This window comes from Mycobacterium sp., assembly GCF_046330795.1.
In the GTDB taxonomy this organism is placed as follows: Bacteria; Actinomycetota; Actinomycetes; order Mycobacteriales; family Mycobacteriaceae; genus Mycobacterium.
On sequence record NZ_JAXLSA010000002.1, the window covers coordinates 717,936 to 729,482 of the forward strand.

Below are 11,547 nucleotides of genomic sequence, written 5' to 3' on the forward strand. Positions count from 1 at the left end.
CCGCGCGACCCGACCCGCCGACAATCTGTTCAGCGTGCACCGACACGTTCAGCGAGTGGATCTCGCAGTACACGCTGAATAGATGTCCGGCGGCAGCAGGCGATCAGGAGATGCGGGTGAGGTGCAGCGGGAGTTCGATCGTGAGTCCCCGGTTGCGGCCGCACGAACCGCTGTCGGTGAAGGTGGTGTCCTTGCCCGCCAGCTCGGTGGTGCTGCGGTTGTTCATCCCGGTTTGGTCCACGCCGTAGAACCAGTACAGCTGGTGGCCGGTTGCGGCACCGCCGGTCTCGCAGGGCGCCCAGTTCGGGATGGTGCGGGGGGCGACCCAGTGGTCGTTGAGGAAGCGCAACGGAATTGTCCAGCCCTCGTTCAGGCTGGTGATGGTGCCGTCGCAACGGTTGGTGCTCTCACACGACGACGACATCCGCCAGACGTCGCGCTTCACCCCTTCCGGTGTGAAGCTGTCGTTGTGCTTGGCCCATTCGCCATTGGAGACAGCGGAATACGTGCCGTTGAGCTCGAAACCGTAGTCGGAGGCCGACGCGACCGGAGCCTGGCCGGTCAGCACGGTCGCCGCACACGCGACAACGCCGGCCATCACACCGACTGATCGCATCATCGATTCCCGCCATCTGTTCGAAAAGTGTTCTGCACGCCGAGAGTATCAGCCGTCGTAGCAGCGATTCCGGCGAACGACGTCGTCATACGAACTCCAGATTCGAGACCTTGATCTGGTCGCCCTCGCGGTTCACGGTGACCACGGCGCGCCAGGTCCTGGGGTCTCGATCGGTCGCCTTGGGGTCGCCGCGCTGGGAGACCGCCGAGACCAGCACCACCGCCGATTCGTTCGTCATCGACTGGACGGCAACGCTTTTCACGTCGACTTCGGTCAGGATCTTGCCCTCCTGCAGGGCCTTGACCAGATCCTTGGACGTCGACTCGAAGTCCTCCTTGAATCGGCCGGTGGCGCTGTCCAGCACCCGCTGGACGTCGGCCTGCGCGGTGTTGTAGTTGATCGCCATCATGTTGACCACACCCTGGCGGGCGGCCGCCGAGTACTGTGCGGCGTGCTGCCGGTCCGCTTCCACGGCGCGGTGACTGCGAAGGATGTACGTGCTGATGCCGAGCAGGCCGAGCACGGCCGCCGCGCCCAGGACCGCGGCCACCGGCCCAGCCATCCGCCGCACGTACCGGACCGGCGCTGCTCGGCCGGTTGCCGGTGCGGGTGTGCTGTCAAGTGGTGGCTCGGCTGCCCGTAGCCGCGCTTCGGTGGCTCTGGCGCGTGCGGCCCTGGCGCGCGCCTCCGCGGCGCGGGCGTCGGCCTCGGCGGCCTCGGCCTCGGCGGCGGCGATGTCGGCCGAGCCGGCCGAGGCTTCTCCGTCCTCGGCCGTCATCAGGCGTCCCCGCGCACCCACACCGTGTTGCCGTCCTGCAGGGCACAGGTCAGGAACAGTCCGTCCGGGGCCTGAGCCATGTAGTTCTCCTGCCCCGTGCACCAGGTGCCGAGTTCCTTGATGCCCACCATCGGCATGGTGCGGAAGTATCTCGGCGCATAACGGCGTGGGGACCCGCAGAACACGAGCCGGCCGGGCTGGATCGAGGGCCCGGCGACGGCGGTCCCGAACACGTAGTAGGAGGTGTCGCCGCACGGCGCGCCGAGGACGACGTTCGGTGTGATCCCGGGCGTGCAGAACGCGTCGTTGCACACGTCCGAGATCGCGGGGTTCGGGTTGGGCGGGGCGGGCGGCCGTGGCAGCGGATCGTCGGCATTCGCGGGCGCCGCGACCAGAAAGGCGGCGACGCCCAGACCGGAGAGCGCCAGCGCGGCCCTGCGTTTGGCGACCATTCGGAGCACTCCTCTCACCACGTCCTGATCGAGCACAGTGCCCCGCGGCCGCCCTCGTTCGTCTGCACGACCGTGCCGTCGACCTCGAGGGTGCAGCGGAACCCCGGTTGGGTGGTGTGCAGCACGCTGGTCGCGTTGTTGTTCGCCTGTACGACGACCATGGCCCATTCGTTGGGGTTGGCCAGCATGGTGTCGAACACCCACGGCGGCTGGTCCGGGCCCAGTTGGGCGTCGGCCCGCGGACTCCAGACGTAGGGATCGTGGCTGTAGACGCCCCAATCGGGGGGATCGGCCTGCCGGTAGTAGATATGGGCGGCGACCGGGGTATCACTGCTGACGGTGTACCGAACATGGTGCAGCGGAACGTCATCCGCAGTCGCCGCCGGCGCCACGGCCAAGGCCGGCGCGGCCAGTGCGCATGACACCGCGACTCCGAACAACGACCGCGCTAGCTGCATGTGCCTACCTTAGAACTTCGATGTCGTGGATTGAGCCGATATCGCCCACTGGGCGGGCGGTCACAGCCGGGTCAGCCAGATCGGGTAGTTCAGAGTGCCCGGGCGACCGTCGCATCCCACGTCGAAGGTGGACACCATGTTGCCGGCCAGAGTGACGTCGTTCCAGGTGTATACGTCGCGGGTGGGGAACGTCGCACCGTAGTACACGTTGCCGCACCGCAGGCCGAACGGATCATCGACGGTCACCACCCAGTTGCCGTCGACAAACCGGCCCGGCGCAACCCACTGGTACGCCCGCGCGATCGGCTGGGCGATGGCCGATATCCGGCGGCATTCGCCGGGACACGGCTGGCAACCGTTCTCGCACGCGCCGACATTGAAGGTCCAGGTGTGGAAGTCGAAGCGGTCCGGGATGGCGAGGCTGAAGTTGCCGTACGCAATGACCGGATTGGCGTTCGCCGGTGCCGACAGCATCGGCGCCACCACCGCGAGCGCCGACGTCAACACCGCCGCGGCGCGGGTGGCGAGGCGGCGGACGGATCCCGGCTGTCCTCCCGGTTGAACTTCCGTCATCTGATGCCTCGATCCGCTGCACTTGCGAGATTGGTATTTCTCGCTGGAGAGAATAACATTTCCGCCCGAAGCCGGAGGTGGAGTTAGCTTATGCGGAAGATCCCCGTCGAACTGGCAAAACGGTACGAAGAAGAGGGCTGGTGGACGCCGGATACCCTCGGTGATCTGCTGGCGCGCGGACTTGCCGCCGCGCCCGGCGCCGAGTTCCGGGTGCACTCGGAGGTGCGGCCGTACACCGGCACCTATGCCGATGTCGAACGGACCGCGCGGCGGCTGGCCGCGGGTCTGCGCGAGCGCGGGGTCGGACCCGGCGACGTGGTGGCGATGCAGCTGCCGAACTGGATGGAGGCGGCCGCCAGCTTCTGGGCCGCGGCGTTGCTGGGCGCGGTCGTCGTGCCGATCGTGCACTTCTACGGGCACAAGGAACTGGCCTACATCCTGGGTGACGCCAAGCCCAAGGTGTTCATCACCGCCGCGTCGTTCGGGCACCTGAAGTTCGACCCGTCGGTGGTCACCGAGATCCCCATCGTCGGGGTGGTGGGTGGGAAAGATCCAGCGGTGGTGGGTGGAGAACCGGCGTTCGAGGACCTGCTCGCCGACGAGCCGATGGCCGGTGTGCTGCGGACCGATCCGGCCGGCCCGACGCTGATCGCCTACACCTCCGGGACCACCAGCGCCCCGAAGGGTGTCATCCACAGTCACCACACGCTGGTGCACGAGACCTATCAGCTGGTCGGGCAGAACCGTCCGGACACCGGCAAACAGTTGACCGCGGCGCCGGTCGGACACTTCATCGGTATGGTTGGCGCCCTGCTGATGCCGGTGCTGCACGGGATGCCGATCAACCTCATCGACACCTGGAACCCGGGTACGGCACTGGCCCTGATGAAGAGCGACGGACTCGCGATCGGCGGTGGCCCACCGTATTTCGTCACGAGTCTGCTGGATCATCCGGACTTCACCCCCGAACATCTCGACGGCGTGCGCACCGTCGGCCTCGGCGGCTCGACGGTTCCGGTCGCGGTCACCACGCGCCTGAAGGATCTGGGGATCACGGCGTTTCGGTCCTACGGAAGCACCGAACACCCGTCCATCACGGGATCCCGTTACGACGCGCCCGAGGCCAAGCGGCTCTACACCGACGGCTGCGCGCTGTCGGGTGTGGAGGTGCGACTGGCCGAGGACGGCGAGATCCTGTCCCGCGGGCCGGACCTGTGCCTGGGCTACACCGATGATGCGTTGACCGCCAAGGCCTTTGACGACGACGGCTGGTATCACACCGGTGATGTCGGGGTCCTGGACGAGGACGGCTACCTGACGATCACCGACCGCAAGTCCGACGTCATCATCCGCGGCGGCGAGAACATCAGCGCGGTCGAGGTGGAGGAGACGCTGCTGGCGATGCCCGGGGTCGCCGAGGCGGTCGTCGTCGCCGCCCCCGATCCCAAGTACGGCGAGCACGCCACCGCGGTGCTGCGCATGCTGCCCGGTTACGACCTGCCCACCCTGCCCGAGGTGCAGGAGCACTTCGAGGCCGCCGAGATGGCGCGGCAGAAGTGGCCCGAGGAACTGCTCGAGGTCGACGACTTCCCGCGCACCGCCAGCGGCAAGGTGCAGAAGTTCAAGGTCCGGGCGATGGTGACCGAACGATGACCGCGCTCGTCCTCGGCGCCAGCGGGTTCCTGGGCTCGCACGTGACGCGACAGCTGGTCGAGGACGGCCAGGACGTCCGGGTTCTGCTGCGAAAGACCAGTTCCACCAAGGCCATCGAAGACCTCGACATCGAACGCCACTACGGCGGCTTGTTCGACGACGACGCGTTGCGCGCGGCGATGACGGGCTGCGACGTCGTCTACTACTGCGTGGTCGACGCCAGGTACTGGCTGCGTGACCCGGCCCCGCTTTTCCAGACCAATGTCGAGGGTCTGCGCAACGTGCTCGACATCGCCTGCGAGTTCCCCGGTTTGCGAAAGTTCGTGTTCACCAGCACGATCGGGACACTGGCGATTAACGACTCACGCCCGGTCACCGAAGACGACCCGCACAACTGGGACGGTGGCGGGCCGTACATCGAGTCGCGGGTGGCGGCCGAGGAACTGCTGTTCTCCTACGTCCGCGACAGGGGGCTGCCCGGGGTGGCGATGTGCGTCTCCACCACATTCGGTCCCGGCGACTGGCAGCCCACACCGCACGGGTTGATGATCTCGCTGGTGGCCAAGGGCAAGCTCGCGGTGGTTCCGGGCTTCTCCCTGGAGGTGGTCGGTATCGAGGATGCCGCCCGGGCCATGGTGCTCGCGGCCGAGCGCGGCCGGGTCGGCGAGCGCTACATCATCTCGGACCGCTACATGAGCACGCGCGAGGTGGTCGAGATCGCCGCCGCGGCGGCCGGCGTCCGGCCACCACGCTTGGTCGTCCCGGTGTGGCTGATGTACCCGGTGTCCTTTCTCAACGATCTGGCCGCCCGGCTGCTGCGCCGCGACTTTCCGATGGCGATGGCCGGCACCAGGATCAGCGATCAGATGTCGCCGTTGGACCACAGCAAGGCCGAGCGCGAACTCGGCTGGAAGCCCGAGCCCGTCGAGGCCTCGCTGGCCCGTGAGGTCGATTTCTTCCTCGCGCGCTAGCGGTCCCCTGCATCGGCCGTTGAGTGAGGAACCTCGCAGAGGGCCACTCGAACTTCCGCTGCGGGATTCCTCACTCAACGCGTGGGTGCGCTGCGTCCGGTCGCGGCGTGATGGCCGGCCCGGTAGCCGAAAACCATTGCCGGGCCGATCGTTCCACCCGCCCCGCCGTAGGCGCGGCCGGTCACCCCGGCCATCGCGTTGCCGGCCGCGTAGAGTCCCTCGATCATCGCGCCCGACACGTGCATCACCCGGCCGTCCCGGTCGGTGCGCGGACCGCCCTTGGTGCCCATCGCGCCGAGGGCCACCGGCACCGCGTAGAACGGGCCGGTGTCCAGCGGGCCCAGCGTCTGGCCGGCCGGGGTCGACGCGTTCGGATCGCCCCAGTATCCGTCGTAAGCGCTTGCGCCACGGCCGAATTCGGGGTCGCGGGGGTCGGCCGGATCCGCGACGTTCTCGTTCCAGGCCGCCACGGTGCGGGTCAGGCCGTCGGCGTCGATACCGGTCTTCTCGGCGAGTTCGGTCAGATCGCGGGACTTGTTGAACCAGTCCGGAACCTCGCCGCCGGGCTCGACGCCCAGGAATCCGTACCGCTTGAGGTGCTGGTCGTCGAACACGATCCAGGCCGGATCGTTGACGTAGCCGTCCCGCGGGTGCAGGTACTGGAAGGCGCCGGCCATCGAGTTGTAGTCGGAGGCCTCGTTGATGAACCGGTTGCCGGACTTGTTGACGATGATGCTGCGCGGGCGGGTGCGCTCCAGGCGCACGCTGCGGCTGCGCGGCTGTCCGCCCAGGGTGTCGCCGGGGATCTGAATGACCGGCACCCACCACGCCTCGCCCATGTTGGCCAGGTCGGCGCCGTGGGCCATGGCCATTCGCAGCGCGTCGCCGGTGTTGTTCGGTGGTGACACCGGGCCGTGCATCGGGCCGCGCAGGAAGGCTGCCACCAGCTTGGGATCCCATTCGAAACCGCCGTTGGCAAGGATCACCCCGCGGCGGGCCCGGACGTCGAAGGTGTTGTCGCCGCTGACGATTCGGACGCCGGTGATCCGGCCGTCGGTGGCCAGCAGTTCGACGGCACGGGAATCGGTCTGCGGCTCGACGCCGAGATCGAGTAGGCCGCGAAGCAGCCCGGCGATCATCGCGGAGCCGGCGATCACCAGGTCGCCGGAGTCGTCACCGTAGTCGGCGTGCAGCCGGGCCCGGGTTTCGGCGTCCAGGCCGACGTTGCTGAAGTCGGCGGGGAACGACGTGATGCGCTCACCCCAGCCCGGGACGCGGCTGACGTCGTAGGGCACCGGGCCCAGCGAACGTCCGCCGCCGGGCCGCCCGCCCGGCAGCTCCGGCTTGTAATCCGGGAAGCCGGTGGCGATCTGGAAACGCATGTCACTGTGCGCCTCGACGAAGTCGATCATCGGCTGGCCGCTGCGCACGAAGGTTTCCACCAGTTCTTCGTCCATCGCGCCGAAGGATTGGGCCCGCAGGTAGGCCATGGCGTCGGCGACGGTCAGGTCGGGCGCCTTGTCATGCGACGGGATCCAGGCGATGCCACCGGAGACCGCGGTGGTGCCGCCGATCTTGTCGGACTTCTCGAACACGGCGACGGTGATGTCCGGGGCCCCGCCCACCGCCGCGGACAGGGCGGCGGTCAGTCCCGCCGCTCCGGTGCCGAGCACGACGACGTCGACCTCGATCTCGCGTTGTGCTGAATTGCTCATCGCGCCAACCCTTTCCGATTCGGACAGCAAGCTCAGTTGAGAAGTTTCGACAGATCCTCGGCCGCGGTGAGCGCGGCGTCACGGCCACGCTCCACCACGTCCTGACGATGCGAGATCAGGTTGATACATGTCGGTGGCGACGGCGGCAGCCGATGCACCGCGACGGCGAGACCGTAGGTGTTCGGTTCGATCTCGCCGTGGGTGATCACCCAGCCGCGTTCGCGGGTCAAGGTGACCAGGTCGCGTTCGCCGGGTTTCGGCGGCATGCTGGCCAGCAGGGCGATACCGGCGGCGCCGCGGTCCAGGGAGTAGCGGCTGCCCTCATGGAACGACAGTTGGTAGGACACATGGGTTGGCACGATCACCGCGACGGCCACCTGTTGGTCGCCTTCGGCGATCAACAGGGACACCGTGGTGCCCAGCTCGTCGGCCAGGGCACGTAACCGCGGCAGGCACAACTGGCGCAGGTTGTTGTCGAACGCCGCGCCCAGAGTGGCCAATCCGGACGCCGGCCGGTACCGGCCGTCCTCGTTTCGGGCGACGAGATTGAACTGCGCCAGCGTCGCCAACAGTCGATAGGCGATGGTGCGGTGGACGCCGATCTGGTCGGCGACCTGCTGGACGGTCAGGCCGCCCGGGGTGGCGGACACCGACTGCAGCGCGGTGAGGCCGCGGGCCAGCGTCTGGGAACCCGGCAGCGTCGCCGACCCCGCGCCGCCGGATCCGGCGCCGGTGGTCCCGGTGCCCTGACGACGTGGTCCCTTGACAGACGTCACCGCGAGAGTGATGCTCTATAGATAGTGCACATTGATGAGCGATAGTAGCACACAATGTCGTCAAAAAAAGAGAATGGCATAATCGCAGGCAGAGAGGCACTTTGTGGCTGAGTTCGAGAGCATTTGGAGTGATCTCCAGGGCGTCCCGTTCTCGCAGGGATACCTGACCGCGGGTGGTGTGCGCACCCGTTACCTGCATGCCGGCGAGGCGGGGAAGCCGGTCCTGATTCTGCTGCACGGCTCCGGCGGACACGCCGAGGCCTACATCCGCAATCTCGAATCGCACTCCGAGCACTTCGACACCTGGTCGATCGACATGCTCGGCCACGGCTACACCGACAAGCCGGGTCATCCGCTGGAGATCCCGCACTACGTCGACCATCTGCTCGCCGTGGCCGACGCCATCGGGGCGGCGACGTTCAGCCTGTCCGGAGAGTCACTGGGCGGCTGGGTAGCCTCCCGCGTCGCCGCGGACCACCCCGACCGCATCACCCGGCTGGTGCTCAACACGGCCGGCGGCTCGCAGGCCGATCCCGAGGTGATGAAGCGGATCATCACCCTGTCGATGGCCGCCGTGGAGGACCCGACCTGGGAAACCGTCCAGGCCCGCATCAAGTGGCTGATGGCCGACAAGTCCAAGGACTACGACGACGTCGTCGCCAGTCGGCAGCGCATCTACCGCCAGCCCGGGTTCGTCGCGGCGATGCGGGACATCATGGCGCTGCAGGATCCGGAGATCCGAGCCCGAAACCTGATGAGCCCCAACGACTACGGTTCCATCACCGCGCCCACCCTGGTGCTGTGGACCAGCGACGATCCGACCGCCGACGTCAGCGAGGGACAACGGATCGCCACGATGATCCCGGGCGCCCGGTTCGAGGTGATGGCGGGCTGCGGGCACTGGCCGCAGTACGAGGACCCCAAGACGTTCAACCGGCTGCATCTGGACTTCCTGCTGGGCCGCTCATGACCATCGACGCGGACGTGCTCGTCGTGGGGGCCGGGCCGGTGGGCCTGACCCTGGCCAATGTGCTTGGCCTGCAAGGGGTCAACACGGTGGTGGTCGACGAGCGGGACAGCCTGATCGACTACCCGCGCGGCGTCGGCCTCGACGACGAAGCGCTGCGCGCCTTCCAGTCGATCGGGCTGGTCGACGCCGTCCTGCCGCACACCGTGCCCAACCAGATCCTGCGCTTCTTCGACGCCAACCGCCGACTGCTCGTCGAAATGGCCCCGCCCGACGCGCGGTTCGGCTGGCCCAAGCGCAACGGCTTCGTCCAGCCCATGGTCGACGCCGAACTGCTTGCGGGCCTTGACCGTTTCGAGCACGTCGGCGTTCGCTGGGGCGCCCAGATGACGACCTGCACCGAGGACGCCGACGGCGTGACCGCCGAGTTGTCGACCGGCGACTCGGTTCGGGCCCGCTATCTGGTGGGGTGCGACGGCGGCCGAAGCGCCACCCGCCGGCTGATGGGCGTGTCCTTCGACGGGACGACGTCGCCGACCCGATGGCTGGTCATCGACGTGGCCAACGATCCGCTCGGCCACCCGAACAGCGAGGTCGGCGCCGACCCGCGGCGGCCCTACGTCTCGATCTCGATCGCACACGGAATCCGGCGCTTCGAGTTCATGATCCATGCCGACGAATCCGACGAGCAGGCCACCGATCCCGCGTTCGTCGCCAAACTGCTGTCGCGCTTCCTGCCCCATCCGGAGAAGGCGGACATCATCCGGTACCGGGTGTACACCCACCACTCGCGCATCGCCGGCGCCTTCCGCAAGGGCCGGCTGATGATCGCCGGCGACGCCGCACACCTGATGCCGGTGTGGCAGGGGCAGGGCTACAACAGTGGCATCCGGGACGCCTTCAATCTCGGTTGGAAGCTCGCCGCGGTGGTCAACGGTCAGGCCGGCGACAGCCTGCTGGACACGTACGACGTCGAGCGGCGCAAGCACGCCCGGGCGATGATCGACCTGTCCACCATGGTGGGTCGCGTCATCTCGCCGACCAACCGTCGTGTTGCGAGCCTGCGGGACAAGGTGATCCGGGCCGCGTCGGTCGTGCCGACGCTGAAGAGCTACGTACTCGAGATGCGGTTCAAACCGATGCCGCGCTACGAGCGCGGCGCGGTGGTACACGCGCAGACCCCGCCCGCGCCGGGATCGGTGGTCGGCACCCTGTTCATCCAGCCCCGGGTGGACACCCGTGAACAGCAGAACGTCCTGCTCGACGATGTCATCGGGCCCGGGTTCGCGGTGCTGTGCTGGAACAACGACCCGCGCCGGCTGCTCGGCGGCGCCGAGTTCACCCGCTGGAAAGCCTTGGGCGCCAAGTTCATCGCACTGCGGTCCCAGACCCAGCTGCACTGGGACGCTCAGGGCGGTCCCGATCCCGACGTCACCGTCGTCGGCGACCGCACCGGCGCGCTCAAGAAGTTCTTCGACACCCAGACCGACTCCGTGCTGTTCCTGCGGCCCGACCGGTGCGTTGCCGGCGCCTGCATCGCACAGCGCGCACCGGAGTTGAGCGCCGACCTCGCGCGTGCGCTCGCGCTCAGTACGGAAGGCGGTGAATCCCATGGCGAAACCGGCTCTGTGTTGCATGTCGCACAGCCCACTGCTGAACCTTCCGGGTCCGTCGGCTGACCTGCTCGACGACATCGGCGGTGCGCTCTCGGCGGCCCGGGACTTCGTGGCCGACTATGACCCGGAACTGGTGGTGATCTTCTCGCCGGACCACTACAACGGGTTCTTCTACCGCTGCATGCCGGCGTTCTGCATCGGCACCGCCGCAACTGGCGTGGGCGACTACGGTTCGTACGCCGGGCCGCTGAACGTCGCCGACCTCGCGAACGCCTGCGCCGCAGCGGTTCTGGACGCCGGTGTCGACGTGGCGATCTCGGCCGCGATGGACGTCGACCACGGCACCGTCCAACCGCTGCAGACCCTGTTCGGCGATATCACCACCGTCCCGGTCATCCCGGTGTTCATCAACTCGGTCGCCACCCCGCTGGGGCCGATCCGCCGGTCCCGTGCGCTCGGCGCCGCGGTCGGCGAATTCGTTGCGGCACTGGACAAGAGGGTGCTCCTCATCGGGTCCGGCGGCCTGTCCCACGACCCGCCGATCCCCACTTTGGCCACCGCGCCGCCGGCGGCGCTGGACCGCATCGTGCGCGGTGTCCCGATGACTCCCGATCAGCGGACGGCGCGGCAGAACGCGGTGATGGCCGCCGCCCACGACTTCGCCCACGGCGAGAGCCCCCTGCAGCCGCTGAACCCCGACTGGGACCGGGCCTTCCTGGATCTGCTGGACACCGACCGCCTCGCCGAGGTCGACGCCTGGGACAACCGCTGGATCGCCGAACAGGCCGGCAACTCCGCGCACGAGGTCCGCACCTGGGTTGCCGCCTTCGCGGCGATGGCCGCGGCCGGCCCGTACCAGACGGTGCAGCGGTACTACCGGCCCGCACCGGATCTGATCGCCGGCTTCGCCGTCCGAACGGCGGTGGCCGCGTGAGCGACAATGCGCGCGACGGAGGAGCGCGAGGAGGAGCC

Annotated in this window: 12 protein-coding genes; 5 read left to right on the forward strand and 7 right to left on the reverse strand. The window is 68.2% G+C overall.

Annotated features, from left to right (window positions below):
• Window positions 1–103 precede the first annotated feature (103 nt).
• The 5 genes from U0R18_RS10640 to U0R18_RS10660 form a co-directional block, all read right to left on the reverse strand.
• A complete protein-coding gene (locus U0R18_RS10640; protein ID WP_526368128.1) occupies window positions 104–616 on the reverse strand; it encodes an Rv2253/PknI dimerization domain-containing protein in 513 nt (170 codons plus the stop codon).
• A gap of 85 nt (window positions 617–701) precedes the next feature.
• The gene (locus U0R18_RS10645; RefSeq protein ID WP_526368129.1) at window positions 702–1,394 is read right to left on the reverse strand and encodes an Rv1363c family protein; all 693 of its coding nucleotides are present in this window, start codon (window positions 1,392–1,394) and stop codon (window positions 702–704) included.
• Window positions 1,394–1,846, reverse strand: a complete 453-nt coding sequence (locus tag U0R18_RS10650) for a hypothetical protein (RefSeq protein ID WP_526368130.1) — start codon at window positions 1,844–1,846, stop codon at window positions 1,394–1,396. The genes U0R18_RS10645 and U0R18_RS10650 overlap by 1 nt, the downstream gene beginning before the upstream one ends.
• Before the next feature lie 14 nt (window positions 1,847–1,860).
• Window positions 1,861–2,304 carry an Rv2576c family protein gene (locus U0R18_RS10655; RefSeq protein WP_526368131.1) on the reverse strand — a complete coding sequence of 148 codons (444 nt, stop codon included), beginning with the start codon at window positions 2,302–2,304 and terminating at the stop codon, window positions 1,861–1,863.
• Between the two features lie 60 nt (window positions 2,305–2,364).
• Window positions 2,365–2,877 carry a hypothetical protein gene (locus tag U0R18_RS10660; protein ID WP_526368132.1) on the reverse strand — a complete coding sequence of 171 codons (513 nt, stop codon included), beginning with the start codon at window positions 2,875–2,877 and terminating at the stop codon, window positions 2,365–2,367.
• 90 nt (window positions 2,878–2,967) lie between these two features.
• On the opposite strand from U0R18_RS10660, the gene U0R18_RS10665 reads away from it, so the two are divergent.
• A complete protein-coding gene (locus U0R18_RS10665; RefSeq protein ID WP_526368133.1) occupies window positions 2,968–4,530 on the forward strand; it encodes an AMP-binding protein in 1,563 nt (520 codons plus the stop codon).
• On the forward strand, window positions 4,527–5,501 hold the full coding sequence (locus U0R18_RS10670; RefSeq protein WP_526368134.1) for an NAD-dependent epimerase/dehydratase family protein: 975 nt from the start codon (window positions 4,527–4,529) through the stop codon (window positions 5,499–5,501). The genes U0R18_RS10665 and U0R18_RS10670 overlap by 4 nt, the downstream gene beginning before the upstream one ends.
• Window positions 5,502–5,575: 74 nt before the next feature.
• On the opposite strand, the gene U0R18_RS10675 is transcribed toward U0R18_RS10670, so the two are convergent.
• Together U0R18_RS10675 and U0R18_RS10680 are read right to left on the reverse strand one after the other, a co-directional pair.
• A complete protein-coding gene (locus U0R18_RS10675) occupies window positions 5,576–7,216 on the reverse strand; it encodes an FAD-dependent oxidoreductase (RefSeq protein ID WP_526368135.1) in 1,641 nt (546 codons plus the stop codon).
• Window positions 7,217–7,248: 32 nt separating this feature from the next.
• Window positions 7,249–7,914: an IclR family transcriptional regulator gene (locus U0R18_RS10680; protein WP_526368301.1), complete on the reverse strand. Its 666-nt coding sequence runs from the start codon at window positions 7,912–7,914 to the stop codon at window positions 7,249–7,251.
• A 181-nt stretch (window positions 7,915–8,095) separates the two neighbouring features.
• On the opposite strand from U0R18_RS10680, the gene U0R18_RS10685 reads away from it, so the two are divergent.
• From U0R18_RS10685 to U0R18_RS10695, 3 genes are read left to right on the forward strand one after another with little or no spacing between them, the layout of a single operon-like run.
• A complete protein-coding gene (locus U0R18_RS10685) occupies window positions 8,096–8,962 on the forward strand; it encodes an alpha/beta fold hydrolase (protein WP_526368136.1) in 867 nt (288 codons plus the stop codon).
• Window positions 8,959–10,638, forward strand: coding sequence for a bifunctional 3-(3-hydroxy-phenyl)propionate/3-hydroxycinnamic acid hydroxylase (locus tag U0R18_RS10690; RefSeq protein WP_526368137.1), 1,680 nt, complete (start codon window positions 8,959–8,961; stop codon window positions 10,636–10,638). The genes U0R18_RS10685 and U0R18_RS10690 overlap by 4 nt, the downstream gene beginning before the upstream one ends.
• The gene (locus U0R18_RS10695) at window positions 10,595–11,509 is read left to right on the forward strand and encodes a 3-carboxyethylcatechol 2,3-dioxygenase (RefSeq protein WP_526368138.1); all 915 of its coding nucleotides are present in this window, start codon (window positions 10,595–10,597) and stop codon (window positions 11,507–11,509) included. The genes U0R18_RS10690 and U0R18_RS10695 overlap by 44 nt, the downstream gene beginning before the upstream one ends.
• The last annotated feature ends 38 nt before the right edge of the window (window positions 11,510–11,547 follow it).

Bases quoted from the DNA above. Each gene is read 5' to 3' on its own strand.
- U0R18_RS10670 (WP_526368134.1), top strand. From the start codon at position 4,527: ATGACCGCGCTCGTCCTCGGCGCCAGCGGGTTCCTGGGCTCGCACGTG.
- U0R18_RS10640 (WP_526368128.1), bottom strand. From the start codon at position 616: ATGCGATCAGTCGGTGTGATGGCCGGCGTTGTCGCGTGTGCGGCGACC.
- U0R18_RS10645 (WP_526368129.1), bottom strand. From the start codon at position 1,394: ATGACGGCCGAGGACGGAGAAGCCTCGGCCGGCTCGGCCGACATCGCC.
- U0R18_RS10665 (WP_526368133.1), top strand. From the start codon at position 2,968: ATGCGGAAGATCCCCGTCGAACTGGCAAAACGGTACGAAGAAGAGGGC.
- U0R18_RS10690 (WP_526368137.1), top strand. From the start codon at position 8,959: ATGACCATCGACGCGGACGTGCTCGTCGTGGGGGCCGGGCCGGTGGGC.
- U0R18_RS10650 (WP_526368130.1), bottom strand. From the start codon at position 1,846: ATGGTCGCCAAACGCAGGGCCGCGCTGGCGCTCTCCGGTCTGGGCGTC.
- U0R18_RS10675 (WP_526368135.1), bottom strand. From the start codon at position 7,216: ATGAGCAATTCAGCACAACGCGAGATCGAGGTCGACGTCGTCGTGCTC.
- U0R18_RS10660 (WP_526368132.1), bottom strand. From the start codon at position 2,877: ATGACGGAAGTTCAACCGGGAGGACAGCCGGGATCCGTCCGCCGCCTC.
- U0R18_RS10655 (WP_526368131.1), bottom strand. From the start codon at position 2,304: ATGCAGCTAGCGCGGTCGTTGTTCGGAGTCGCGGTGTCATGCGCACTG.
- U0R18_RS10695 (WP_526368138.1), top strand. From the start codon at position 10,595: ATGTCGCACAGCCCACTGCTGAACCTTCCGGGTCCGTCGGCTGACCTG.